We start from the raw sequence: 25112 nt of genomic DNA, 5'->3' as shown, positions 1-25112 counted from the left end.
GGGGATTGAGAATGGCAACGAAGCGAAAGCGACTCGGTGACTTGCTCGTTGAGTCAGGTATTATTACGGAAGAACAGCTACAAGATACATTAAAGACTAAAGAGAAATCTAAAAAACTTGGTGATGCGCTTGTTGAAAAACGCTATATTACAGAGCATCAACTAATAGAAGTATTAGAGTTTCAGCTAGGTATTCCACATATAAGCTTATACCGTTATCCAATTGATACGAAATTACTCAACCTTGTTCCATTAGAGCTTGCGAAAAGAAAGCTTTTAATTCCATTACGGAAAGAAGGAAACCAGTTAACCGTTGCGATGAATGATCCGATGGACTATTACGCAATTGATGACTTGCGGATGGCAACTGGTTTGCAAATTTCACCAGTTATCGCTACAAAGGATGATATTTTACAAGCGATTAATAAGTATTATCATATGCAATCAGCAAGCTCAGGTAGCTCGTTAGATAGCGCGATCGGTCTTGATGATGATGAGTCAACGGTTATTGATCTAGTAAACCAAATCTTATTACAAGGGATCCAGCTTAAAGCTAGTGATATTCACATTGACCCACATGAAACAACTGTGGTGATCCGTTATCGCGTCGACGGCGTTTTAAAAACAGAACGGACGTTATCGAAAGCGGCTCAAAGTCAGTTAACTGCCCGGATAAAAATCATGGCGAACTTAAATATTACCGAATCACGATTGCCACAAGATGGCCGAATCAAAATCAGCTTGAATATGACGCCAGTTGATTTACGGATATCAACGTTACCGACAGTGTATGGCGATAAAATTGTTATCCGGATCCTAGATTTAAGTAGTGTTTTAAATAATTTGGATGATTTAGGCTTTAATAAAGTTAACTATAACCGCTTTGTAAAGCTGATAGAACAACCTTCTGGTATTATATTAATAACCGGCCCAACAGGTTCAGGGAAGTCATCGACCTTGTATGCAGCGTTAAACCATCTCAACTCAGATGAGGTAAACATTATTACGATTGAAGATCCGGTTGAATATCAAATTGAGGGTATTAACCAAGTTCAAGTAAATAGCAAAGTCGGTTTAACATTTGCTGCAGGTTTACGCTCGATCTTACGCCAGGATCCAAACATAATCATGGTTGGGGAGATCCGTGATGGGGAGACGGCAGAAATTGCCATTCGTTCTTCCCTTACAGGTCATTTAGTATTAAGCACACTTCACACAAACAGTGCGATTGGTGCGATCCCCAGATTGATAGATATGGATATTGAACCATATCTTGTTGTTTCCTCGTTATCGGGTGTCGTGGCGCAAAGACTGTTGCGCAGAGTTTGTAAAGAGTGTCGAGAACCATATACCCCGGCTCAATTTGAGAAAGAGTTTTTTGCAAAAAGAGGTATGAAGGTAGACAAGCTTTATCGGGGCCGTGGCTGTGGGAACTGCCGCGGTACTGGCTATCGTGGGAGATTAGCAGTTCAAGAGGTATTGGTAATAGACGATGAGATTCGGGCGTTAATGATTAACAACCAATCGATTTCTAAAATACGAGATTACGCGATGCGGAACGGGATGATCTTCCTTGTAGATGACGGCTTATTAAAAGCAAAGCAAGGAATCACAACCGTAGAGGAAGTATTACGGGTTGCCGTAGATGAATAAGGATGGTGTTGGTGATGAAAGAACGATTAGATCAGTTGCTTCGTGCAGCCTATGAATTGGGGGCATCTGACATTCACCTGACAGTTGGGGTTCCACCGATTTTTAGAATTCATGGCGATTTGAAGCAGTATGGCAAGGAGATTTTGAAACCAGTTGATACTGATGGAATGGCGAAAGCGATTCTATCAGACGTTCAGTGGGAGCAATTTAAAGATAGAGGGGAGCTTGATTTCTCTTATGGTATCCCAGGCTTGTCTCGATTTCGGGTAAACACATATCATCAGCGGGGCTGTATAAGTATGGCGATCCGTACAGTACCAACAAAAATCCCGACGTTAGAAGATTTACAAATGCCAGATGTACTCAAAGAAATTGCGAAAAAACCACAAGGTCTTGTTCTTGTCACTGGACCGACGGGAAGTGGAAAATCGACAACTTTAGCAGCGATGATTGACTATATGAACCGAAATATGAGAAGGCATATTATTACACTTGAGGATCCCATTGAATATTTACACAAGCACCATTACTGTATTATTGATCAACGAGAGGTTGGTTTTGATACGCAAAATTTCGCCAATGGTCTGCGCGCATGCTTGCGGCAAGACCCCGATGTTATTCTTGTAGGTGAGATGCGTGACTTGGAAACAATTTCAACGGCAATAACTGCTGCAGAAACAGGACACCTAGTGCTTGGTACATTGCATACGACGAGTGCTCCTGCAACAATTGACCGGATAATTGACGTGTTTCCACCTAATCAGCAAGCACAAGTCCGAATTCAGCTGGCAACAGTATTAGCATCCATTGTTTCTCAACGTCTGTTTCAAAAGGCGGATAAATCTGGGCGAAAGGCTGCGACGGAAATATTAGTGAATACATCCGCAATTAAAAACTTAATTCGTAACGAAAAAATTCATCAAATTCAAAACGTTATGCAAACTAGTAAAGCTGCCGGAATGCATACTCTTGAAATGTCAATAAAAGAACTACTCGATCAAAAATATATTACGAAGGAAGCTGCTGCACCATTCTTGCAGGAAGGGGCCGTATAACATGGCTTTTTTTCGCTATAAAGGACGTAACAAAGTAGGGAAAGTAGTCGAAGGGAAGATTAAAGGCGATACAAAAAAGGATGTGATTTCAACCCTTCGTAATCAAGGTATTTCCGTTACCGCCATCGACGAAATAAAAAGTGTTTTATATAAAGAAGTGAAGCTGTTTGAACAAGGTGTTAAATCACAGGACTTGGTTATTTATATAAGACAATTTTCTACGCTATTAAAAGCAGGTATTTCCGTTGTCGATGCGACCCATATTTTATCAGAGCAAACAGGCAGTAAAGCTTTAAAGGCAGCACTGCAGGATGTGGAGGAAAACCTAAAGTCCGGGACGCCGTTATCGGATGCTGCCGAAAAACATCGCAACGTATTTCCGCCGTTGTACATCAATATGGTCCGCGCTGCTGAGGTTGCCGGTAATTTAGATGAAATCCTCGACAGATTAGCTGTTTATTTTGAAAAGCAGCATAATACCCGGGCAAAGGTTAAATCTGCAATGGCATATCCAGCTGTTGTCGGAATCATGGCAATAGTTATCGTTGTATTCTTATTATCAACGATCGTCCCTACCTTTGCCGGAATGTTTCAATCATTCGGTTCAGAGCTGCCGCTGATGACAAAAATGGTCGTTGGAGCGGGAGACTGGTTTAAAAGCTTTTGGTGGCTTTTTGTATTGCTTATTATCGGTATTAGCGTTGGATTTATGGTAATAAAGAAACACCCAAAAACTAAATATCATGTTGATTATGCTTTTTTTAAAATGCCTATTTTTGGGAAGCTGTTACAAAAAGCTGCGTTAGCAAGAATGACACGAACGATGGCTTCGTTATTTGCAAGCTCAGTGCCAATTTTACAATCAGTAGCAATTGTTGAAAAAATTGTAGGAAACGAAGTGATTGTAAAAGTGTTACGAGAAGCAAGGACGGCATTGGAAACAGGTCAATCAATGGTTGCCCCGATGGAGCGACATTGGGCTTTCCCGCCGCTAGTCACACAGATGCTAGCGGTTGGTGAGAAAACAGGATCATTAGATGTCATGCTCGACAAAGTAGCTGATTTCTACGAAACCGAGGTCGACATTGCGACCGATCAAATTAAATCGTTAATCGAGCCATTAATGATTGTGTTTCTATCCGTTGTTGTTGGTGGGATCGTAGCCGCTATAGCGATTCCGATGTTCTCGTTATTTGATCAAATCCAATAAATGGTTACAAATCGTTCACAATTTCTCGCGGCAAGATATAGATTATATCACATTAACCTACTATAATAGTACTAGATCGAAAGTATCATATTGGAAACGATGAAAAATCATCTGTAACTGGGCACTTGGGTGATTTGGAGTTAGTAGTGCAACCGGCCGAATAGTATACAACTGTATAGTTTGGCTTTTTTGTTTTTGCTATCCTAGAATAAAATTCCTTTCAAAAGCCAGTCTGTGCAGAAGGAAGCAATAATCATAACATAGAAACAGCAAAGGAGAGAGGAAAATGTTCAAAAAGGCAAAGGGTTTACTAAAGAACAGTAAAGGTTTCACATTAGTAGAATTACTAGCAGTCATCGTAATTCTAGGAATTATCGCAGGAATTGCAGTACCAAGTATTGGGAATATAATTGAGAATACAAGAAAAGATGCAACTATTGCAAGTGCACAACAAGTAATAGAGGCAGCTAGATTAATGGTTGCTACTGAAGGTGTTGCTGTTTCTGATACAAAAACTCCTATTTGGGTGTTTAATGACGCTGTCGACCATGAACCACCAACAACTTATAATCTATTAGATGGTGGTTTTTTAGAAAGTATACCTGTAGATGGTGCAGGGATAGAATATGAAAGTGGACAGGTTCAAGTTTATACTGACGGTGGACAAGTAAAATATTCTATTTATTTGACTAGAGATCCCGCTGGAGATTATGACATTGGTACATCCGCCAGTCCAATTGAAGAAGCAGATTTAGCTAGCTATTTTGATGATAAAGATGCCGACGAAGACTAATAATAATCAATATATAACTATACCGCATCAACGATGTTGATGCGGTTTTCCATATCAACTATTAATAAATTTTACCGCATACAGGACTGATTAATACATGGACATCCTTTTATACATATACATAGGTTCTATCGGCCTCATTTTCGGTTCTTTTTTTAACGTTGTCGGCTTGCGCGTACCTGAACAGCAATCGATCATCAAGCCACGCTCGCATTGCCCAAAATGTAAGCATGAGCTAACAGCCCGCGAACTAATTCCGGTGCTTTCATACATACTCCAACGAGGGAAATGTAAAAGCTGTGGAACTAAAATCTCTTTCATATATCCAGCGACAGAGCTATTAACTGGAGCTTTATTTTCTTTATCAGCGATCATGCTAGGCTGGTCGCTAGAACTGATTGTGGCGTTATTATTAATGTCATTACTAATGATTGTATTTGTCTCAGATATTCATTTTATGATAATTCCGGACAAGGTGTTGTTTTTTTTCGCGCCTTTATTAGTAATAGTCAGAATTTTCGTTCCAATGACACCTTGGTGGAGTGCGTTTCTTGGTAGTGCTGTCGGCTTTTTTCTCCTTTTCTTCATTGCATACATAAGTAATGGAGGCATGGGCGGGGGCGATATTAAGTTATTTGCCGTTCTTGGCTTAGCACTAGGCTGGAATGGCGTGCTGCTGGCGTTAATGTTTGCAAGCCTTTATGGAACAATAATCGGGGGAATTGGACTTTTATCTGGAAAGATTAAACGGGGACAGCTGGTACCATTCGGCCCATTTATTGTTTTCGGTACGATCACGGCTTATTTTTTTGGACAGCCTATTGTACAATGGTATATAGAGATCATTTCGTTGTAGAGGAACGGGGGTGTAAGGTTCTATGTTTACCTTTTCAAAGCATAAAGTACATCTCGTCATTAAAGATCATGTTTTTCGCTTTGTCGAAACAACACAACCAAGCTTACAACATATAAAATCCTATGGGGAACGGTATTTGCCACCGGGTATTATTCGTGAAGGGAAAATCGTTGAGCGTGAAACATTAACAATGATCCTTTCAGAGATGGTTGAGAATTATAATTTACAAAGAAAAGCGACTCAATTTATTGTTCCCGATGCTTTTGTTGTAGTACGGAAGATCAAAATACCTTCGGATATTCCTGAAGATGAAATCACCGGTCACATTTATTTAGAAATTGGCGAGACGATTCACTTACCATTTGATGACGCCCAATTTGATTTTTCAATAACAAATAAAACTGACGATTTTACAGAAATTGTATTAGTCGCGTCGCCGCGGACGATGATTGAGGACTATAAATCAATCATCGAGGATTGTAAATTGAAGCCTGTAGCCGCTGATTTGTCATCCCTTTCTATCCATCGTTTATTAGAAAAAATTGAAATGATTTTTCGTGAAGAGCATGTAATGCTTGTTCAATTTGATATAAATTCTGTTAATGTTACCATTTTTCATGACGAAATTCCTCAATTTACACGGCACTTAAAATTGAATCTAGATCATGAGCTTTGGGAGGTTACAAAAGGTCCAGATCGCAAGGAAATTTTATCGTGGAAAGGCGAGATATCTGAGCTTGAAGGTCATGTAGATGAAATGGTATCAGAAATTGAAAGAATGATGAGCTTCTATCGTTTCTCAGTAAATCAAGGTCAAGCAGGTGTATCAAAACTATTAGTAACGGGTGATTATCCTCGAATGGAGCCGATTATAGAACGATTGAGAAGATTAGTTGAAGTACCAGTAGAACTAATCCAAGAATCATTAGTTACAAACAGTGCAGATGAGAGTATTCCTACGCGTTACCATGAATTGATTGGACTCTCCCTTAAAAGAGAGGTGCGACGATGACAATTGAAATTAATCTCCTCGGAAAACCTGAAAAACGAAATATGGCACCATATATCATCTTAGCCGTTATTTTGTTATTCATGCTTGGTCTTAGTATATATGGGCTGCTAGTTTCCCAAGAGATTACGAGTGAGACTAGAGCTCTTGAACAAAAGCTACAAACAACAAGACAGCTTATTGAAATTCAAGGACAGAAGGAAAATGAAGTGAAACAAACAACAGCAGTAGACGATTTACAGATGACGATTGAATGGGCGGAAACCTTTCCAACACCGACTGTTTATTTAATTCGTCATTTAACATCGCTGCTCCCTGAACGTGGTTTTTTGATGGATTTTTCCTATTCGGATACTGGTAGCATCGACTTAACTGTACAAGCTGATACGAGCCGAGAAATCGCCTATTATTTAAAATCACTACTAGATTCACCGTATTTATCTAGCGCTATTTTAAATAGTATAACGACAGCAGAAGTAGAATTAGAACAATTTGAAATAGTAGATGGTGAACTAATAGAAACAAAAGTTGAAGGTGACTATGTCCCGCGTTATAAAGGGCAGTTTCAGTTAACTGTTAATCGAGATGCTTTAAAAGCAGATGCGGCTAAGGAGGGGAATGGACGATGATTCTTCAATTTAGCAAAAAGCATTGGCTTATTATGATCATGTTAATTTTCATAGTGGGATTAGGGTTTGCCGGCTTCTATTATTTTAATATTATGCCGAAGAATGACAAGCTAGAACAACTAAATCAAAGCATTGAGACTGAGGAAAAGATTTTGGCATCCTTTGAAAACAAACAACCTTCTAAGTCGAAAATTTATCAAGACTCTCGGGTTTTGCAACAGAAGGTTCCCGTCAAGCCGATTGTCGAGCAGTTTATTTTAGATATAGAGAAAGCCGAAATTGTTTCAAAAAGCTTTATTAAAACTATGAGCTTTAGTGACGCTGATATTACACCTAAGCAGCAACAAGCTGAAAATAATGGACAAGCTACAGATAATCATAGCAATAATGAAAATGGAACGAATGAATCACAAAATGAAAAGTCTGGTGAACATGCAGTACCAAATCAACCTTCTGGTAGTTTTCCGGAAGGGATGAAACGGGTAATTGTGAATTTATCTGTCGAATCTCCTGACTATTATGCAATGGAGTCTTTCCTGCAAACAATTGAGGACTTAGAACGAATTACGAAGATAGACTCATTATCTTTTTCAGGTCCGGAGGAGCGGACTTCACTTGAGGGTATTGATGAAGAAGAAAAATTAACATATTCACTAACTATTTCAACATTTTATCATCCAGGCTTGGAAGAGCTTTACGAAGAGGTGCCACCGTTCGATATTCCTGAGCCGGGTCATAAAACTAATCCGTTAACACATGCCGGTTCAACTAGTGATGCTGGCAATGAATTAACAGAAGAGGGTACGGTTACTGAAGATCGTGAGCAAGCAAATAGCGCGGTGTTTAACCAGCTTCCTACTAAAGAAAAGCTACTCGTTACTGACGGTTATAAAATCATCAAACATGAAATTACTGCGGGAGAATCACTATACACAATTTCGAAGCAATACTATCAAGATATAAATCAAGGGATTGAGCTTCTAAAAGAACAAAACGGCCTCGTTGATGATGCAATATATGAAGGTCAGACAATCAAAATTCCCATCTTAAATTAAAGATGTAAGAAACATTGTTGATATTAAGTAAGCTTCATATTAATCATATTGTCAGCAATTGACGAATAGTTATAAGAACAAGACGACAAATGTCTTGTTCTTTTTTATTTTTGTTATGCTAGCATGTATACCACAGAACGTCACACCGAACAGGAATGAAAGAGGTGTTGAAATTGGACAAGCCGAGAGAGGAACGAATTTCGATTAAAATTAATGGAAAAGAAAAATTTGCGTTAACAGAGCAGGAGTTAAATCAAGAAATTGCTGCAGCTAAGGAAGCTGGGGATGATGATTCTTGCATCGTTTTGGTAGAGAATCGAGAGGAACAATTAGAAATAAATAATATTATTGATTTTGAAGAGCGCCGAATTAAGCGAGATACCGTTAAAAAAGGTATACAAATTACCTCGGATAATGGAAAAAAACTGATTCATAAAAAAAGGAAAAAGCACCTTCCGAAATTACGAGGGAAACAAGCAGCTAATGCCACTCTAAAAAAAGTACTTTTTTCGTTTGTTTTGGCAATTGCCATTGGAACTGGTCTTGGCTATATTGTTCTATCCCTGTTTACCGATATTGCAGGTGAAAATAGTTATAATCAAAATGGACAGAGAGGGGAAGCTCATATCAATGGTATCGCTGAGGAAATGAATAAGGGTACTGAAGAAACAGGTATGGTACACTCAGACCCATCACTATCTACTCCAACCAGTTCTGTTGCACCAATCGAAATTCCCGCTATGAAAGCTGAGGTTGTTCAAGGTGGGGCGTTTTCAACGCTTGAAGCTGCGAACGAGTATGCTACAAAAATAAAAAATAATGGCGAGGCCGCAGTGCTTGTTCCAAATTCAGAACCAGTGTTAATGTTTATAGGAATTGGGACAAGACGAAGCGATGCAATGATAATAAGTGATTATTATCAAGAAAAGGGCCAAGAGGTTTATATCAAAACGATTGAAACAAATACTATTGATACAAGTCTACTGAATAGTCACGTTGCCCAATTTGTATCTACAGGACATACGATTTTTCAATCATTAATTAGTGCATCGACCTCTGCTCTACAAGTAGGTAAGCTTAATAACGCAGTTTGGAATCAATTAGTTATAGATTTTGTTGAATGGTCAAAGCTTAAGCCAGATGATTTATCAGTAGACTTACAGCGGTTTTCAGAGGCAATTACTCGTTCCCATAAAGCGCTTGCTACTTTCTATTCTACTAATAACGATCAATATTTATGGGATTCACAACAAGCTTTATTAGAGGGATTACTTGCTTATCAAAAATGGATAGATGAAACAATCACGTCGTAAAAATAGATAATATTATAAATCTTAATTGATAATCGTTGAAAAATTTAATTTTCAAGTAAAAAAGAGCCTTTTTGGTTCCTTTTTTTATTGTTAGTACAGTGTAATTTTCATTTTCTAGGATTTGTTTTAGACTAGAAAATTTGGTATTTTACAAGTAATACATCGGAACTATATGATTGTATGTGGAAATTTGAATAACGGATTATGACAGAATGGTGAGGGATATATGACAAGGAAATTAGTACTGGCATCCGGTTCACCGCGGCGCCGAGAGCTTCTAGCAAATGCGAACATTACATTTGAAGTTGTTGTTAGTGACATAGAAGAACAGTTTGAGAACAATTTAACCCCGGGTGAAATTGTTCAATTGTTAGCGTTACAAAAAGCAGAGGACGTTGCAAAGCGCCTAATAGATGATAGGGTTGTCGTACTTGGAGCAGATACAATTGTTGTCTTAGACGAGGAAGTGTTAGGGAAGCCGAAGGATGAAACTGAGGCGAAAATGATGCTCAAGATGCTTTCAGGAAGGGTGCACACTGTGTATACAGGCGTAGCATTGGTGGCAAGCGAGCAAACAAATACGTTTCATGAACAAACAGAGGTTGAATTTTGGGAGCTGACAGATGAAGAAATCGATGAATATATCCGTAGTGGTGAACCATTTGATAAAGCTGGCGCCTATGGCATTCAGCAGCTTGGTTCAACGCTTGTAAAACGAATTAACGGTGATTATTTCAACGTCGTCGGTCTTCCAATTGCTAGAACCGTTCGTGAGCTAAAAAAATTAGCGTCCGCCCATAGCGAAAATCAACATAATAATTAGCAGAGCTAAGTAATAAATAAGAGGAGAGGAGACAAATGGAAGGATCATCGTTAATGATTAAAGATTATCCAAAGGATTCGACACCACGGGAACGATTAATGACAGAAGGTGCAGCAAGCCTATCAAACCAAGAACTACTCGCAATCTTGCTACGAACAGGAACAAAAAAAGAATCCGTCCTACAGCTATCCAATAGGCTGTTGAAAAACTTTGAAGGCTTGCGACTGTTAAAGGATGCGACAATCGAGGAAATAACGAGTATTTATGGAATCGGCCAAGTAAAAGCCATTCAAATATTGGCATCTATAGAGCTGGGGCGAAGAATTGGAAGGCTCCAATATGATGACCGTTACACGATTCGTTCTCCGGAGGACGCCGCAAAGTTTGTCATGGATGAAATGCGATTTCTATCGCAGGAGCATTTTGTAGCGCTTTACTTAAATACGAAAAATCAAGTTCTCCATAAGCAATCTATTTTTATAGGGAGCCTCAATTCCTCAATTGTTCACCCCCGTGAAATCTTCAAAGTAGCACTTAAACGATCTAGTGCATCCATTATTTGTATTCATAACCATCCAAGCGGCGATGCAACCCCAAGCCGAGAAGATATAGAAGTCACAAAAAGATTAGTCGAATGTGGAAAATTACTTGGAATTGAAGTACTTGATCACATCATTATTGGGGATACTAAATTTATAAGCTTGAAGGAAAAAGGATATGTTTAAAACACTATCCTTTTCTATTTTTTTGCCGTATAATTAAAAATACGAGTTTGTGTGTATAAGTAGTTTTTCTCTACTTATCGATGTTAGAAAGGAAGAGATACATATATATGTTTGGTTTAGGTGGCTTTTCTCGTGATATGGGAATTGACTTAGGAACAGCTAACACTTTAGTTTATGTGAAAGGAAAAGGTGTCGTTGTTCGTGAACCTTCCGTAGTTGCTATTCGTACGGATCGAGGCACGATAGAAGCTGTAGGAAATGATGCGAAAAATATGATTGGACGAACACCAGGGAATATTGTCGCGATGAGACCGATGAAGGATGGTGTTATTGCCGACTTTGAAACAACGACAACAATGTTAAAGCATTTTATAAAGCTAGCACAGAAAAACCAATCAGCTTTTTCCCGGAAACCAAATATAATGGTGTGTGTACCATCAGGGGTTACCGCTGTTGAAAAACGTGCAGTTGAGGATGCTACAATTCAAGCAGGTGCTCGCTTTGCCCATACGATTGAAGAGCCGTTTGCAGCAGCAATTGGTGCCAGCCTTCCGGTATGGGAGCCAACGGGCAGTATGGTCGTTGACATTGGCGGTGGAACAACAGAAGTTGCAATTATTTCTCTTGGTGGTATTGTTACAAGTCAGTCAGCCCGTGTTGCAGGTGATGAAATGGATGATGCTATCATTCAATATATAAAAAAGAAGTACAGTCTGTTAATTGGTGAGCGTACGGCTGAACAATTAAAGCTAGAGATCGGTTCAGCTGGCATGCCAGACGGTATCGATGATATGGAAATTCGCGGGCGTGATCTTCTAACAGGTCTTCCGAAAACAGTATCAATAACCGCAGAAGAGGTAAGTGAAGCATTGCATGATACCGTTTATGCGATTGTCGATGCTGTTAAGAATACATTAGAGAAATCTCCACCAGAGCTAGCTGCTGATATTATGGATCGCGGCATTGTCTTAACAGGTGGTGGAGCATTATTACGCAACCTTGACAAAGTGATTAGTAACGAAACGAAAATGCCTGTTTTAGTTGCTGAAGATCCATTAGACTGTGTTGCGATTGGTACAGGGAAAGCACTGGACAATCTTCATCTTTTCCGTTCGAAAGCAGGAATTACATCGAGATCAAGAAAATAAGTAAGTAGGTGTAAATCATGCCACCGTTTTTTATGAATAAACGATTAATCGTGCTTTTAATTAGTATTATTATTTTAGTGGCATTGATTGGTTTCTCCTTAAATGATCGATCCAGATTAAGCTGGCCTGAACAGTTTATCAAGGATACGGTTGGTTGGTTTCAATCAGTCTTTCATCAACCCGCTCAATATGCAGCGGGTTTCTTTGAAAATATAACTGAAATCAAAAATACGTTTGAGGAAAATAAACTATTAAAGGCGCGGTTAGATGAATACGTTGAGCTACATGCCAAAGTATTAGAATTAGAAAATGAAAATAATCGTCTAAGAGCAACGTTGGACAAGAAAGAAAGCTTGCGCACCTATGAGCTTATGCAAGCCACAGTTATTGCCCGAAATCCAGAATATTGGCATGAATTAATATTTCTTAATAAGGGTGAACAGCAAGGTGTAAAGAAAAATATGGCAGTCATTACTTCAGAAGGTATGATTGGAAAGGTTAAGCAAGTTTCGCAATTTACCTCCACTGTCCAGCTATTAAGTGCTGTAGACCGAACGAATAGAATTTCTGTTATCGTTAAAGGGAATGAAAATGTTTTTGGACTAATAGAAGGCTATGATGAGGAAAAGCAAGCCCTTCTATTTAAACGTATTCCATTTGATGTTGAAATTAATCTTGAGGAAAAACAAACGGTTATTACATCAGGGCTTGGCGGTGTTTTCCCGAGAGGGTTAGTAATCGGTGAAATCATTGAGGTTGTTCCTGATGAACATGGTTTAACTCAAATGGCCTATGTAAAACCTTCGGCTGATTTTTATGATATTGATCATGTGATGATAGTCGAGAGAGTATCTACAGCTCCCGAACAAGAGTTAACAGAAAGTGTTGAAGGGGGAGCTTAGAATGTGGAGAAAATTCCTTCTACCGTTCCTTCTATTTCTTGCTTTTATTTCAGAAAGTATATTTGTTGAATTTGTTCCAATTGAAGCTTTTAACATTGAACGAATCTTTGTCCCTAGGTTTGTTATGATCATGCTAATGCTGCTATCGTTTTTTTACGAGCGTAATTTAACTGTTTTATATGGAGTTATTTTTGGATTAATGTTTGATATAGTCTATACCGATATTATCGGTGTATATATGTTTTCATTTGCGATTGTTGTGTATGTAATATCTTATTCTATGAAAGTATTACATCGAAATATTCTAGTTATACTCCTTGTTTCTTTAGTTGGATTATGTTTTTTCGAAAGTCTTGTTTATGGCTTATATAAGCTGATAAATATCGCTAATCTTGAATGGACTGCATTTGTGAATAACAGATTATTTCCAACTCTAGTGTTAAATGGCTTTTTTCTCATCATTATTTATTATCCAATGAGAAAGCTTTTAATAAAATTAGAGCAGCTAGCTAGCAAAGAAAGCTCAAAATTGTTGTAAGGTATATAGGAAATGTTATGGGGTTCGTCGAAATTTTTTAGCAGTGAGGTGAACGAAGGTGATCGGACAAAAGCAGCAATATGTGACGATTAAAGGTACTAAAAATGGTCTCTCCTTACATTTAGATGATACGTGCTCGTTTCAACAATTATTAACCGAGCTTGAGGAAAAGCTATCAACAAAGCATCAGCCTGAGGATAGCCCTTTAATCTCCGTACATATAAAAGTAGGAAATCGTTATTTAACGAGAAAGCAGCAGGATGAAATTCGTGATATAATTCGTTCTAAGAAGAAGTTAGTCGTTAGCTCCATTGAATCAAATGTTATAACAAAAGAAGAGGCCCTTGAGTTGAAAAAGCAAACTGAGATTATATCAGTTGCAAAAATCATTCGCTCAGGTCAAGTGTTGCAGGTCGATGGTGATCTGTTGCTAATAGGTGATGTGAACCCAGGTGGAACTATAATCGCTGGTGGTAATATTTTCGTAATGGGTGCATTACGAGGGATCGCCCATGCGGGCTGTTACGGAAATCATAATGCGGTGATTGCAGCTTCGTTGATGAAGCCGATGCAGTTAAGAATTAATGACTTAGTAAATCGTGCTCCAGATCATCCGCCAGATCAATATGAAGCTGGAAATGAAATGGAATGTGCCTATATTGATGAGCAAGAGAATCAAATCGTTATTGATCGTGTACAGGTTTTACCGCATCTAAGAGCAAATTTAACGAGGCTTGAAAGGGGTTTGGTGTAGAATGGGAGAGGCTATCGTTATAACATCTGGTAAAGGCGGCGTTGGCAAAACAACCACAACTGCTAATTTAGGTACTGCCCTTGCCTTATCAGGGAAAAAAGTATGTATGATAGATACCGATATCGGGTTGCGCAATTTGGATGTTGTCATGGGATTAGAGAACCGAATCATTTATGATTTAGTTGATGTGGCGGAAGAACGTTGCAAGCTTCAGCAGGCATTAATTAAAGATAAACGGTTTGAATGCTTATATTTGCTGCCGGCTGCGCAAACGAAGGACAAGTCTGCTGTTGTACCTGAGCAAATGAAAAAAATTGTTGGTGAATTAAAGCAAGATTTTGACTACGTATTAATTGATTGTCCTGCAGGTATTGAACAGGGCTACAAAAACGCAGTTGCCGGAGCGGATAAAGCGATCGTTGTATCAACTCCAGAGGTATCCTCTGTTCGCGATGCTGATCGGATAATCGGTTTGCTAGAGCAGGAGGATGTTGAACCACCTAAGCTTATTGTAAACCGAATTAGAAACCACATGATGAAATCCGGGGAAATGCTAGATGTCGATGAAATTGTTTCTATATTAGCGATTGACCTTTTAGGAATTGTTGGTGATGATGATACAGTTATTAAAGCATCGAACAGTGGGGAACCAATTGCACTTGACCCGACTAGTAAAGCATCCATTGCTTATCGAAATATGGCACGCCGAATTTTAGGAGAATCGGTACCGCTCTTGTCTCTTGAACAAGAAAAGCCCGGAATGCTTTCAAAAATGAAAAAGTTCTTCGGTATGAAGTAAGTATGGTTGATGAAATCGAACAAGTTTATTTTTGTAATGAATAAGACTTATAAGTATGAAAAATTCAGAGATTGTCCAAAAGTTTGTTTGTGGACAATCTCTTTTCTTTTGTTTGCGTGTCATATCCTCTCAGGACAAGTCATACATATTTAGTAAATGTGCATGTTCAATAAGGTTGGTTTGGCCTTTTGAATATCCTCAGGTGAATAAGATGAGCGGGGGTATGTTGAAGTTGAGGGAACGAGTTGAAGATGTAAAAAAACGAATAGCAAAAAGAAGGAGAGAGCGGCAGTCTATTGATAGAGTATCTACAAGTCGAAATAATAGATTTAATCCGTTAGCGAGGGACGAGGAGCGATTTGGGGAAACGCCGTTTGTAGAATATGAGTATACATCAAAATCGAACGAGCCTTTGTTCCGGAAAGAATTAGTAACGCTGCAAATACTTGTAGCTGTAAGCTTATTTCTAATCGTAGGAATCCTTTTTAAAGATACATCGCCAAGATGGGAGTCGGCTCGAACCTTTGTAACGAAAGCAATGGAAAATGAATTTCAATTTGCGGCCGTATTAGATTGGTACGAAGGTCAATTTGGCGATCCATTAGCGCTATTGCCAACGCCAGAACAAGCAAATGATGGAGAGCAAAAACAAACCGAGTTCGTCGTTTCCCAAGATGGTTCATCCCACCAACAAATTTATGCAGTTCCTGCTGCAGGGCGTGTACTTGAACCGTTCACAAAGGATAGTCAAGGAATTATGGTTGAGACTGGCCGTGATTCAGTAATTGAGGCAATTAATGACGGATATGTAATTTTTACCGGTGTTAAGGACGATATAGGGAAAACGGTTGTAATCCAGCATCCTAATGGAAGCGAGACCTGGTATGGGAATCTAGATTCAATTGATGTGAAATTATATGATTTTGTAGAAAGCCGAGCGGTGCTGGGGAAGGTAACAAATACGAGCGATGGCCAAGCAGGAACTTTTTATTTTGCATTCAAACAAGGTGATGATTTTATTGATCCAAATCAGGTGATCAGCTTTGACTAGAATAGATGAAGTGAAACGAAGCAAATTAAGTAATCACCTTGATCACATCCGCTCGAGTCTGTCAGCGATAAATGATATATTAAATAAACTTACCATCCATCCTTTATTTTGGCTTGTAGTCGGAATTGGGGTGATAACTGGACGATTTTTAGAAATCATCATGCTGATTGTGATCGTATTTATTCATGAAATGGGTCATGTATGTGCGGCCCTTTTTTTTCGTTGGCGAATTAAAAAAATTGAACTTTTGCCCTTTGGTGGCGTTGCAGAAATGGATGAGCATGGGAATCGCCCGTTAAAAGAAGAGCTACTTGTCATTGCCAGCGGACCACTTCAGCACGTATGGATGGTTATCGCTTCTTATCTTTTCTTTTTAATTGGATTTATTGATGAAGCGACCTATCAACTTTTTTTAAAGCACAATTTTATGATACTCGTATTTAACCTTCTCCCAATTTGGCCTTTAGATGGTGGGAAACTGCTGTTTCTTGTAGCTTCGTATAAATACCCATTTATACGTGCACATCGCTATGCATTAAAAACTTCAATTGTATTTGTATGCTTATTTATGATTGCGATGGTTATGATCAATCCATTTCATTTGAATGCTTGGATTGTTCTTATGTTTGTAGGATTTGCCCACTATACAGAGTGGAAGCAACGGAAGTTTATCCATATTCGGTTTTTGTTAGAACGATATTATGGTAGAAGCCATGAATTTAAAACGTTAAAGCCAATTGTGGTAGAAGAGACAGATCAAATTGTAGATGTATTTTCTAAGTTTTGTCGCGGCTGCAAGCATCAGATAATTATGAGACACAATGATCGCGATCAAATAACGTTCGATGAGAATGAGCTTCTTCATGCTTATTTTTCCGAGAAACGGACGACCGGTACAATTGCCGAGATATTTTGTTAGCTTTTTTCTTTTCTTCCTTTTTAGTATGATAAAAGTGTCAGCGAAGAAATACATTATGAAAAATTTTATAGTAAGGAAGAAGCTATTTTGAAAAAAATAATAATGAATTATCGTTCAACAGAGAAGCGTACGGCTATTGTTGACAATAATAAATTAGTTGAAGTTTTCGTTGAAGGTGTTGACCATGAGTCAATCGTTGGCAATATTTATAAAGGGCGGGTAGAAAAGGTTGTACCAGGAATGCAAGCTGCCTTTGTTTCTATTGGCCTTGGGAAAAATGGATTTTTGCCAAAGGAACAACTCGCATCGTATAAATTTCTGCCATCAGAACAGAAGAGTAAAATGTCAATATCAAGCTTGATTCATGAGGGTCAAGAAATTATTGTTCAAGTTTCAAAGGATGTGTTCGGTGAAAAGGGGCCGAGATTAACTACATTGATAGAGCTACCGGGTCGTTATGTCGTCTATTTACCTAACGACCGTCATATTGCGATTTCGAAAAAAATGAATGACGAACAGAGGAAGTATTGGCGTAATGTTGGCGAATCGTTATGTTCAGAAAATGAGGGGGTTATTTTTCGGACAGCTTGTATAGGGGAACAGCCTGAAGTCGTTCAGAGGGAAGTTGTCTATTTGCAAAGAAAATGGGCTGCGATAAAAAGTGAAAAAGCACAGAGAAAAGCGCCACAGCTTTTATTTGATAACGCTAGCCTTGAAGAACGAATTATTCGGGATATCACCCAAGGTGAGGAGGCGGAAATTATTGTTGATGATAGTGAAGTCTATCAATTGCTAAAGGAACGGCTAGGTATTTATAATTTAAACTTAATTACTCTCACTCATTATTTTGGGAAGGAAAATGTTTTTTCAAAGTATGAAATTGATCAGGAAATGGAGCGGCTCATTCGACCATATGTATGGTTGAAAAATGGTGCGAGTTTAATGATTGAGCAAACTGAGGCGTTGACTGTTATTGACGTTAATACGGGAAAATTTACTGGGAAATATAATGTTCAAGAAACGATAATCAAAACGAATGAACTAGCAGCAGTTGAGATTGCCCGTCAGTTACGGCTACGTAACATAGGAGGAATGGTGCTGATTGATTTTATTAATATGGAGCAGGAACAAGATCGGGACAACATTAAAAGTATTCTAATTGAAGCACTGAAAGCTGATCGAGGGTATACGCGCGTATATGGATTTACACAGCTCGGCCTTTTAGAAATGACACGGAAGAAAGAGCGAAAGTCCCTATTAGAACAACTAACAGTCACGTGTCCAACATGCAATGAGCTTGGAAGAGTTTATTCGAGTGAACAAGTGGGCTTCCAGATTGAAAGAGCGTTGTTAGAATATAAAGGAATGGATCATGAAGCGATCTGGATTGAAGCACCTGAAACTGCCATAGAAAAGCTGACGACGAGTGGTATCATTGACAAACTCGAGATGGAGCTAGGCTTTAAAATTTTTATAACAGGCTCTAATGTTCTAATTCAGTCGTTTGAAATTCGCCATATTGGTACAGAAAAGGACGTTTTGAGCCGTATTTCAAATTAAACTGTATAAATTCCATCGTAAAGCCTTGTTCCTCTCATTGTGAGAATTACGTTTGAACGTTTCATGGTAATCGTATTGTAGTAATTCAATTAAGTTTCAATCAGCATTGCTTTTTCAAAAAAGGGCAATATCAATTGATATTGACAAATATTGTCCAAACATGGTATGATATCGATTGTGTTTAATGTAGCGCACCACAAGCTACAACCGCACTGAATAGGTTTTAAAACTAAATTTCGTCGGTCATATTTGTTTAGTTACCTTGGATGGCGAGTCTTAAATATTAGAGGAGGTGCAGAGAATGTACGCAATTATTGAAACTGGTGGAAAGCAAATTAAAGTTGAAGAAGGCCAAGCTATTTTCGTTGAAAAGCTAAATGCTGAAGCAGGCGAAACTGTTACTTTTGACAAGGTGTTAATGGTAGGTGGCGACAGCGTTAAGGTTGGAGCTCCAACTGTAGAAGGTGCTACTGTTACCGCAAAAGTTGAAAAGCAAGGTCGCGCTAAAAAGATCATTGTTTTCAAATACAAATCAAAGAAAAATTACAAGCGTAAGCAAGGTCATCGTCAGCCTTACACTAAAGTTGTTATCGAAAAAATTAACGCTTAATTTGGTTGATTAAATGATAAAAGTTACGATTACAAGACGTGCTGACCATTCAATTGATTCGTTTGAGTTAAGTGGACATGCTGAATCAGGCCCAAAGGGTCATGATTTAGTTTGTGCAGGTGTTTCTGCCGTTTCATTTGGAACAGTAAATGCTATTTATAAGCTTGCACAAACGAAATTAACGATTGAACAAGGTAAACAAGGTGGTTTTCTCCGCTGTGTTGTTCCAGATAACATAGATCAGGAAACAGAAGAGAAAATCCAACTATTACTTGAAGGAATGCTCGTTTCTTTACAAACAATAGAAAATGATTATGGTAAAAATATAAAAATTACCGAAAAGTAAAAAAGGTGAGGTGAAAAGAATGTTAAGACTAGATCTTCAGTTTTTCGCATCGAAAAAAGGGGTAGGTAGTACAAAGAACGGTCGTGATTCTATCTCTAAGCGTTTAGGCGCTAAGCGTGCGGATGGTCAATTCGTTAACGGTGGAGAAATTCTTTATCGTCAACGTGGTACAAAAATCTATCCAGGTAACAATGTAGGTCGTGGTGGTGACGACACATTGTTTGCTAAGACTGCTGGTGTTGTTCGTTACGAGCGTGTCGGTCGTGACAAAAAACAAGTAAGCGTATATCCAGTAGCTCAATAATTTGATTTCGCTGTAAAGGGCTTTAACCGCTATGGTTAGAGCTTTTTTTGTTTCGGCAATATTTAAAATTAATTTATTATTATTTTCCTGAATCTTTGGTATAATTCATGTAAATGTTTTTGAGGCGCGATTTTTAAAAAACATCGTTAGATTTTTAAGACATCACAGTGGGCAAATTGTAATAAAGGAGCACTGTTATGAACAAAGAATGGAATGCAGTTGAGATTTTGCGGCATTCAAGACATGATTGGTTAAATAAACTTCAATTAATAAAAGGAAATCTTGCTTTAAATCGGTTTGACCGGGTTCATGAAATTATTGAAGAAATTATAATGGAAACGAAAAATGATACAAAGCTTACCAATTTAAAAGCATCTCAGCTTGCTGGTCAATTAATGGTGTTTAATTGGAGAAATTATAATTTTTTAATAGATTATGAAATTGTCGGTGAGGAACGAGATCTTTCAGAGTACGATAATGAATTGTCACGTTGGTGTAGAGATTTTTTTCATACTTTAAATGAAGCAGTGAAGCCGTATGCAGAGAATAATTTAAGTATTTCGATCCAAACATCCAATGAGGAAGTTCGTTTCTTTTTTGATTTTAGTGGAATAATAAAGGATGAAAATTCTGTCTTACATTTTCTTAAATCGCATTCCGATGGGAACTATCCATCATTAAACATAGTTGATTATGAAGTACATAATGATGCAATGATTGTAACGCTTCAAATATAAAGGATGTTTCATACTAGTGCCAAAAGGCTTTTCCTTATAACTATTCAAAATGGGACAAGGGAACCTGTCTTTATTAATAACAACTGAAAAGAGGTGACAGCATGTTTGTCGATTACGTTAAAGTATATGTTAAGGGTGGCGATGGTGGAAATGGGATGGTTGCCTATCGCCGTGAAAAATATGTTCCAAAAGGTGGCCCTGCAGGTGGTGACGGTGGCAATGGGGCTGATGTGGTATTCGAAGTGGATGAAGGATTACGAACATTAATGGATTTTCGCTATCAACGACATTTCAAAGCAAGCCGTGGTGAACATGGAATGTCAAAAGGGATGCATGGCAAAAACGCTCAACCAATGATTGTCAAGGTTCCGCCAGGGACTGTTGTTCGTGATGCCGCTACAAACGAAAAAATTGCAGATTTAACGATCAATGGTCAGCGCGCTGTTATTGCAAAAGGTGGCCGTGGTGGCAGAGGCAATACGAGGTTTGCAACACCGACAAATCCAGCACCAGAAATTGCAGAGAACGGTGAACCCGGCCAGGAGCGCGATGTTATCCTTGAATTAAAGGTGCTCGCAGATGTGGGGCTTGTTGGTTTTCCAAGTGTAGGGAAATCCACACTATTATCAGTTGTATCTTCAGCAAAGCCGAAAATTGCTGAATATCATTTTACAACAATTGTTCCAAACTTAGGAGTTGTGGAAACAGAAGATGGTCGCAGTTTTGTAATGGCCGATTTACCAGGACTAATTGAAGGTGCACATCAAGGAGTAGGCCTAGGTCATCAATTTTTGCGACATATTGAACGGACCCGAGTTATTGTCCACGTTGTCGATATGTCAGGCTTGGAAGGGCGAGATCCATATGAGGATTATCTCACGATAAATGATGAGCTAAAGCAATATAATTTAAGATTAACGGAAAGACCTCAACTTGTAGTTGCCAATAAGATGGACATTCCAGGGGCAGAAGAAAATTTGGAAAAATTTAAACAACAGCTTAAGGAAGCGTCTCGTGAAGATGTTTCAGTGTTTGCGATTTCTGCTATTACGAGACAAGGCTTGCGAGATCTTTTATTTAAGATTGCCGATTTAGTTGAAACGACACCTGAATTTCCACTTGACGATCAGGAAGAGGAACAATCCCATATTTTATATCGCCATGAGAGGGAAGAAGCTCCATTTGAAATTACGAGGGATGATGATGGTGCATTTGTAATCTCTGGTGGTGAAATTGAGAAGAAGTTCAAAATGACAGACTTCTCGCGGGATGAATCAATTCGTCGTTTCGCTCGCCAAATGAGAGGGCTTGGTGTAGATGAAGCACTTCGAGAACGTGGCGCCAAAAACGGGGATATTGTTCGTTTGTTAGAATTTGAATTTGAATTTATCGAATAGTAGATCGAAATTGGATGAAAAGGGCTGTCTACATAGGCAGTTTTTTTCATACTATAAGTGCTTTTTAAGTGCTTTTTAAGTGCTTTTTGCTTTTATTTTTATCAACAGTTTGAAAAACATTGCTTGAAAACAGGTAAATAAAGAGGGAGAGAGAAAATTTGGCTTTAAGAGTAGGGTTTTTAGGACCAAAAGGAACATTTACAAAAATTGCAGTTAATCAATTGTTTCCGAATGAGGATCAAATCCCATTTCATACGATACCAGCATGTATTGATGCCGTTACAAATGGTGAGATTGATTATGGCGTCGTTCCATTAGAAAATGCGATCGAAGGATCGGTTAATTTAACAATTGATTATTTAATTCATGAAAAACAATTGCCGATTGTTGGTGAAATAATTGTACCTATTCACCAGCATTTGATGATTCACCCGAATAATAAAGATAAATGGCAGGAGATCACAACTGTTTTTTCACATTCGCATGCGATTGCCCAATGTCATCAATTTTTACATAAAAATATGCCGGGTGTAGATTTTCATTTTACAAAATCGACAGGAGCAGCGGCGGAATATGTAAATGAACATCCAGAAGAATGCATCGCTGCAATTGGAAATGAATTAGCAGCGGTGGAATACAATTTAGAGATTGTGAAAGAAAATATCCATGATTATGACAATAACCATACGAGATTTGTAATCCTTCATAAAGAGTCTATTGAGTTGACGAAGGAGCATGCATTGTATAGTGGCGACAGAACAATGGTAATGATTATGCTCCCTTCAGATTATGCAGGTGCGTTGTATCAAGTATTGGCAGCCTTTGCATGGCGAAAGTTGAACCTATCAAAAATTGAATCTCGCCCAATGAAAACGGGCTTAGGAAATTACTTTTTTATTATCGATGTTGAAATGGCCATGGATCAGGTCCTAATACCTGGAGCAGTTGCGGAGCTTGAGGCGCTAGGCTGCCAAGTGAAAATATTAGGTAGCTATCCTTACTACTTGGTTGGTCAATAATCGGTGCAGACAAATCAATAAAATTTCCAAATTTTGCCGGTGTCAGGAACCTCTATGGACACCTCTATGGACACCACCCTGGCACCTTTTTGTTATTTTACTAAAAAACCGGCTGCATCCAAACGTTCAATTGCGTTTTCGATTTGGTCTGCGCGGTCTGCTTCGAGCGTGTGGAAATGGATCCCGCCAGTAAGTTCTGAAAGAAGCGCGGCATTCGTCACTTTAAATTTTTCAAGAAACTTTTCGACATCATTGCGGTTACTTACCATCACTGCTGCGGTTAGTTCTCCATAATGGGGATGCTCAATTTTTACATCCTTTACAGTTACGCCACAATCGACAAGAAGCTGGAGCTCCTCTTTTGTTTGTTCTGGTGCATGGATACATGCAATAACTTTAGAAGGTCGCTGTTTCGCTTGGTCTCTTAAGTATATATAACCTTGAGATGTTGCAATAATTGGTTCATGCTTTGCTTTAAGTAAAGTAATATCCTGACAAATAACTTGGCGACTCACATTCGTTTTTTCTGCTAAAAAACCCCCGGTTAGCGGTTTATTTTCTTGTTTTAATAAATGAAGAATGAGATTTCGTCTCTCATCCCCAAGAATCTTTTTCCCTTCTGCCATTTAACATCGCTACCTCCTACTTTTTATGAAAATGGTTAGTTAATATTTTTTGAAAAACATCAATCGTTTCATCGATCTCATCATCTGTTGTAAATTTCCCTACTGATAGGCGTATATATTGCTTTGCTTCTTCTTTAGATTTTCCAATTGAAAGCAAGGTCTTTGCTGGCTTTTGTAAGCCAACGGAACAAGCACTTCCAGTTGAAATTGCGATCCCGTGACGATTGCATTCTAACATCATATATTGCCCTTCAACTCCTGCTACACATATACCAATTATGTTCTCCAAACGAATTGGGTTTGAAGGTTCAACCTCTGTAATCGTCCACTCCTCACCTTGTATACCGGCAATCAGCTTTTTTCTAAGCTTAGAGAATCTTATTTGCTCGTCTTTCATTATTGGAAAAATTTCTTCTGCGGCTGTAATGAACGCTGCAATACCCGGAACATTGACCGTTCCAGGTCTAAATCCACGCTCATGTGTAGTATTTGAAATGACAGATTTCCATGAACGTTTAGGATTTATATAACAAGCACCTACTCCTTTTGGACCGTATATTTTATGACTAGAAATTGATATACTATCCAGTTTTGCTTGTTGAACATCTATTTCAATTTTACCGAATGTTTGCACACAATCACTGTGAAATAAAATGTCATGATTGTTTAAAATTTCGCCAATTGTGATTAAATCCTGAACCGTACCGATTTCTGAATTACCGTGATGAATAGTTGCTAATACAGTATCAGGTCGAATTGCTGCTTCCAAAGCATCTAAATCTACGCGACCAAAATGATCTACAGGAATCGAGGTAACCTCATACCCTTCAGCATTTAAATCTAATAAAGTATTTCTTATTGATGAATGCTCTAAATCAGTTGTCAAAATATGTCGTCCTTTTTCAAGGTTTCCTTTTAACAAAGAATGAATCGCTAAATAATTTGATTCTGATCCTCCGCTAGTAAAGTAGACTCCGCATGGATCTCCATTCATATATTGAGCAATTGTTTTCCTTGATTGTTCTAAAATTGCATTTGCAGTAGAACCAATATCATGAAGGCTACTTGAGTTTCCAAAGTAATTTTTTGCTACTTCATTGTAAATTTGTAGTGCTTTATCAAGCATAGGCGTTGTTGCTGCATAATCTAAATAAATCATTAACTTCAACTCCTACAGTATTTTAATAGTGACAAATGTCAACTTTGTCTATACAATAAATTTAATATATGTGTCAATTTTGTGTCTGAAAAATATTGCAGACAAGGATACTACATAAAGCAA

General features: G+C 38.3%; 27 protein-coding genes, 1 riboswitch and 1 other annotated feature. Of the genes, 25 read left to right on the top strand and 2 right to left on the bottom strand.

The window, feature by feature from the left end:
- Nucleotides 1-11: 11 nt before the first annotated feature.
- The 25 genes from D612_RS0113260 to pheA all read left to right on the top strand — a co-directional run bounded on the left by D612_RS0113260 (nucleotide 12) and on the right by pheA (nucleotide 23204).
- Nucleotides 12-1652 carry a GspE/PulE family protein gene (locus D612_RS0113260; protein ID WP_017755968.1) on the top strand — a complete coding sequence of 547 codons (1641 nt, stop codon included), beginning with the start codon at nucleotides 12-14 and terminating at the stop codon, nucleotides 1650-1652.
- Nucleotides 1653-1666: 14 nt separating this feature from the next.
- Nucleotides 1667-2707 carry a type IV pilus twitching motility protein PilT gene (locus D612_RS0113255; RefSeq protein WP_017755967.1) on the top strand — a complete coding sequence of 347 codons (1041 nt, stop codon included), beginning with the start codon at nucleotides 1667-1669 and terminating at the stop codon, nucleotides 2705-2707.
- 1 nt (nucleotide 2708) lies between these two features.
- On the top strand, nucleotides 2709-3917 hold the full coding sequence (locus D612_RS0113250; RefSeq protein WP_017755966.1) for a type II secretion system F family protein: 1209 nt from the start codon (nucleotides 2709-2711) through the stop codon (nucleotides 3915-3917).
- Between the two features lie 83 nt (nucleotides 3918-4000).
- A riboswitch (cyclic di-GMP riboswitch) is annotated at nucleotides 4001-4083 on the top strand.
- 120 nt (nucleotides 4084-4203) lie between these two features.
- Nucleotides 4204-4710 carry a pilus assembly FimT family protein gene (locus D612_RS18790; protein ID WP_017755965.1) on the top strand — a complete coding sequence of 169 codons (507 nt, stop codon included), beginning with the start codon at nucleotides 4204-4206 and terminating at the stop codon, nucleotides 4708-4710.
- Between the two features lie 97 nt (nucleotides 4711-4807).
- On the top strand, nucleotides 4808-5566 hold the full coding sequence (locus D612_RS0113240; protein WP_017755964.1) for a prepilin peptidase: 759 nt from the start codon (nucleotides 4808-4810) through the stop codon (nucleotides 5564-5566).
- 22 nt (nucleotides 5567-5588) lie between these two features.
- Complete coding sequence (gene pilM, locus D612_RS0113235; RefSeq protein ID WP_017755963.1) at nucleotides 5589-6578, top strand: type IV pilus biogenesis protein PilM; 990 nt, start codon at nucleotides 5589-5591, stop codon at nucleotides 6576-6578.
- On the top strand, nucleotides 6575-7204 hold the full coding sequence (locus tag D612_RS0113230; RefSeq protein ID WP_017755962.1) for a PilN domain-containing protein: 630 nt from the start codon (nucleotides 6575-6577) through the stop codon (nucleotides 7202-7204). The genes pilM and D612_RS0113230 overlap by 4 nt, the downstream gene beginning before the upstream one ends.
- Nucleotides 7201-8259, top strand: a complete 1059-nt coding sequence (locus D612_RS18785; RefSeq protein ID WP_017755961.1) for a LysM peptidoglycan-binding domain-containing protein — start codon at nucleotides 7201-7203, stop codon at nucleotides 8257-8259. The genes D612_RS0113230 and D612_RS18785 overlap by 4 nt, the downstream gene beginning before the upstream one ends.
- A 173-nt stretch (nucleotides 8260-8432) precedes the next feature.
- Nucleotides 8433-9572, top strand: coding sequence for a hypothetical protein (locus tag D612_RS0113220; protein WP_017755960.1), 1140 nt, complete (start codon nucleotides 8433-8435; stop codon nucleotides 9570-9572).
- A gap of 226 nt (nucleotides 9573-9798) precedes the next feature.
- A complete protein-coding gene (locus D612_RS0113215; RefSeq protein WP_017755959.1) occupies nucleotides 9799-10395 on the top strand; it encodes a Maf family protein in 597 nt (198 codons plus the stop codon).
- Between the two features lie 35 nt (nucleotides 10396-10430).
- Entirely contained in the window at nucleotides 10431-11120 is a 690-nt protein-coding gene (radC, locus tag D612_RS0113210) for a RadC family protein (protein WP_017755958.1), read from the top strand.
- A gap of 107 nt (nucleotides 11121-11227) precedes the next feature.
- Nucleotides 11228-12268: a rod shape-determining protein gene (locus D612_RS0113205; RefSeq protein WP_017755957.1), complete on the top strand. Its 1041-nt coding sequence runs from the start codon at nucleotides 11228-11230 to the stop codon at nucleotides 12266-12268.
- 17 nt (nucleotides 12269-12285) lie between these two features.
- Nucleotides 12286-13170 carry a rod shape-determining protein MreC gene (gene mreC / locus D612_RS0113200; protein ID WP_017755956.1) on the top strand — a complete coding sequence of 295 codons (885 nt, stop codon included), beginning with the start codon at nucleotides 12286-12288 and terminating at the stop codon, nucleotides 13168-13170.
- Between the two features lies 1 nt (nucleotide 13171).
- On the top strand, nucleotides 13172-13708 hold the full coding sequence (mreD, locus tag D612_RS0113195; protein WP_017755955.1) for a rod shape-determining protein MreD: 537 nt from the start codon (nucleotides 13172-13174) through the stop codon (nucleotides 13706-13708).
- Between the two features lie 58 nt (nucleotides 13709-13766).
- Nucleotides 13767-14462, top strand: coding sequence for a septum site-determining protein MinC (minC, locus tag D612_RS0113190; protein ID WP_017755954.1), 696 nt, complete (start codon nucleotides 13767-13769; stop codon nucleotides 14460-14462).
- 1 nt (nucleotide 14463) lies between these two features.
- Nucleotides 14464-15261, top strand: coding sequence for a septum site-determining protein MinD (minD, locus tag D612_RS0113185; protein WP_017755953.1), 798 nt, complete (start codon nucleotides 14464-14466; stop codon nucleotides 15259-15261).
- A 232-nt stretch (nucleotides 15262-15493) separates the two neighbouring features.
- Nucleotides 15494-16312 (top strand): peptidoglycan DD-metalloendopeptidase family protein, encoded by an 819-nt coding sequence (locus D612_RS0113180; protein WP_026092508.1) that lies wholly within the window; start codon nucleotides 15494-15496, stop codon nucleotides 16310-16312.
- A complete protein-coding gene (locus tag D612_RS0113175) occupies nucleotides 16305-17231 on the top strand; it encodes a M50 family metallopeptidase (protein ID WP_017755951.1) in 927 nt (308 codons plus the stop codon). The genes D612_RS0113180 and D612_RS0113175 overlap by 8 nt, the downstream gene beginning before the upstream one ends.
- 87 nt (nucleotides 17232-17318) lie before the next feature.
- Nucleotides 17319-18791, top strand: a complete 1473-nt coding sequence (locus D612_RS0113170) for an Rne/Rng family ribonuclease (protein ID WP_017755950.1) — start codon at nucleotides 17319-17321, stop codon at nucleotides 18789-18791.
- A 195-nt stretch (nucleotides 18792-18986) separates the two neighbouring features.
- Nucleotides 18987-19078, top strand: a sequence feature (ribosomal protein L21 leader region).
- A 14-nt stretch (nucleotides 19079-19092) separates the two neighbouring features.
- A complete protein-coding gene (gene rplU, locus D612_RS0113165; protein ID WP_017755949.1) occupies nucleotides 19093-19401 on the top strand; it encodes a 50S ribosomal protein L21 in 309 nt (102 codons plus the stop codon).
- Between the two features lie 13 nt (nucleotides 19402-19414).
- On the top strand, nucleotides 19415-19747 hold the full coding sequence (locus D612_RS0113160) for a ribosomal-processing cysteine protease Prp (protein ID WP_017755948.1): 333 nt from the start codon (nucleotides 19415-19417) through the stop codon (nucleotides 19745-19747).
- 19 nt (nucleotides 19748-19766) lie between these two features.
- Nucleotides 19767-20051 (top strand): 50S ribosomal protein L27, encoded by a 285-nt coding sequence (gene rpmA / locus D612_RS0113155; RefSeq protein ID WP_003331797.1) that lies wholly within the window; start codon nucleotides 19767-19769, stop codon nucleotides 20049-20051.
- A 197-nt stretch (nucleotides 20052-20248) separates the two neighbouring features.
- On the top strand, nucleotides 20249-20788 hold the full coding sequence (locus D612_RS0113150; RefSeq protein ID WP_017755947.1) for a Spo0B C-terminal domain-containing protein: 540 nt from the start codon (nucleotides 20249-20251) through the stop codon (nucleotides 20786-20788).
- A 101-nt stretch (nucleotides 20789-20889) separates the two neighbouring features.
- Entirely contained in the window at nucleotides 20890-22185 is a 1296-nt protein-coding gene (obgE, locus tag D612_RS0113145) for a GTPase ObgE (protein ID WP_017755946.1), read from the top strand.
- A gap of 158 nt (nucleotides 22186-22343) precedes the next feature.
- On the top strand, nucleotides 22344-23204 hold the full coding sequence (pheA, locus tag D612_RS0113140) for a prephenate dehydratase (protein ID WP_017755945.1): 861 nt from the start codon (nucleotides 22344-22346) through the stop codon (nucleotides 23202-23204).
- Nucleotides 23205-23296: 92 nt separating this feature from the next.
- Here pheA and D612_RS0113135 read toward each other — a convergent pair whose 3' ends face one another.
- Together D612_RS0113135 and D612_RS0113130 are read right to left on the bottom strand one after the other, a co-directional pair.
- Nucleotides 23297-23830 carry a transcription repressor NadR gene (locus tag D612_RS0113135; protein WP_017755944.1) on the bottom strand — a complete coding sequence of 178 codons (534 nt, stop codon included), beginning with the start codon at nucleotides 23828-23830 and terminating at the stop codon, nucleotides 23297-23299.
- 16 nt (nucleotides 23831-23846) lie between these two features.
- Entirely contained in the window at nucleotides 23847-24989 is a 1143-nt protein-coding gene (locus tag D612_RS0113130; RefSeq protein ID WP_017755943.1) for an IscS subfamily cysteine desulfurase, read from the bottom strand.
- Between the last annotated feature and the right edge of the window lie 123 nt (nucleotides 24990-25112).

Origin of the sequence: Calidifontibacillus oryziterrae (assembly GCF_000331575.1) — a bacterium.
Classification (GTDB): Bacteria; Bacillota; Bacilli; order Bacillales; family Bacillaceae_J; genus Calidifontibacillus_A; species Calidifontibacillus_A oryziterrae.
The sequence above is the reverse complement of the archived record's forward strand: the minus strand, read 5'-3'. Positions and strand labels throughout refer to the sequence as shown.

What these genes read in the sequence shown, in the direction of transcription:
- minD (WP_017755953.1), top strand. Translation starts at nt 14,464, where the DNA reads ATGGGAGAGGCTATCGTTATAACATCTGGTAAAGGCGGCGTTGGCAAA.
- D612_RS0113130 (WP_017755943.1), bottom strand. Translation starts at nt 24,989, where the DNA reads ATGATTTATTTAGATTATGCAGCAACAACGCCTATGCTTGATAAAGCA.
- radC (WP_017755958.1), top strand. Translation starts at nt 10,431, where the DNA reads ATGGAAGGATCATCGTTAATGATTAAAGATTATCCAAAGGATTCGACA.
- D612_RS0113240 (WP_017755964.1), top strand. Translation starts at nt 4,808, where the DNA reads ATGGACATCCTTTTATACATATACATAGGTTCTATCGGCCTCATTTTC.
- D612_RS0113250 (WP_017755966.1), top strand. Translation starts at nt 2,709, where the DNA reads ATGGCTTTTTTTCGCTATAAAGGACGTAACAAAGTAGGGAAAGTAGTC.
- D612_RS18790 (WP_017755965.1), top strand. Translation starts at nt 4,204, where the DNA reads ATGTTCAAAAAGGCAAAGGGTTTACTAAAGAACAGTAAAGGTTTCACA.
- rpmA (WP_003331797.1), top strand. Translation starts at nt 19,767, where the DNA reads ATGTTAAGACTAGATCTTCAGTTTTTCGCATCGAAAAAAGGGGTAGGT.
- D612_RS0113135 (WP_017755944.1), bottom strand. Translation starts at nt 23,830, where the DNA reads ATGGCAGAAGGGAAAAAGATTCTTGGGGATGAGAGACGAAATCTCATT.
- D612_RS18785 (WP_017755961.1), top strand. Translation starts at nt 7,201, where the DNA reads ATGATTCTTCAATTTAGCAAAAAGCATTGGCTTATTATGATCATGTTA.
- pilM (WP_017755963.1), top strand. Translation starts at nt 5,589, where the DNA reads ATGTTTACCTTTTCAAAGCATAAAGTACATCTCGTCATTAAAGATCAT.
- D612_RS0113205 (WP_017755957.1), top strand. Translation starts at nt 11,228, where the DNA reads ATGTTTGGTTTAGGTGGCTTTTCTCGTGATATGGGAATTGACTTAGGA.
- D612_RS0113160 (WP_017755948.1), top strand. Translation starts at nt 19,415, where the DNA reads ATGATAAAAGTTACGATTACAAGACGTGCTGACCATTCAATTGATTCG.
- D612_RS0113215 (WP_017755959.1), top strand. Translation starts at nt 9,799, where the DNA reads ATGACAAGGAAATTAGTACTGGCATCCGGTTCACCGCGGCGCCGAGAG.
- D612_RS0113260 (WP_017755968.1), top strand. Translation starts at nt 12, where the DNA reads ATGGCAACGAAGCGAAAGCGACTCGGTGACTTGCTCGTTGAGTCAGGT.
- rplU (WP_017755949.1), top strand. Translation starts at nt 19,093, where the DNA reads ATGTACGCAATTATTGAAACTGGTGGAAAGCAAATTAAAGTTGAAGAA.
- D612_RS0113255 (WP_017755967.1), top strand. Translation starts at nt 1,667, where the DNA reads ATGAAAGAACGATTAGATCAGTTGCTTCGTGCAGCCTATGAATTGGGG.
- D612_RS0113230 (WP_017755962.1), top strand. Translation starts at nt 6,575, where the DNA reads ATGACAATTGAAATTAATCTCCTCGGAAAACCTGAAAAACGAAATATG.
- D612_RS0113150 (WP_017755947.1), top strand. Translation starts at nt 20,249, where the DNA reads ATGAACAAAGAATGGAATGCAGTTGAGATTTTGCGGCATTCAAGACAT.
- mreD (WP_017755955.1), top strand. Translation starts at nt 13,172, where the DNA reads ATGTGGAGAAAATTCCTTCTACCGTTCCTTCTATTTCTTGCTTTTATT.
- obgE (WP_017755946.1), top strand. Translation starts at nt 20,890, where the DNA reads ATGTTTGTCGATTACGTTAAAGTATATGTTAAGGGTGGCGATGGTGGA.
- mreC (WP_017755956.1), top strand. Translation starts at nt 12,286, where the DNA reads ATGCCACCGTTTTTTATGAATAAACGATTAATCGTGCTTTTAATTAGT.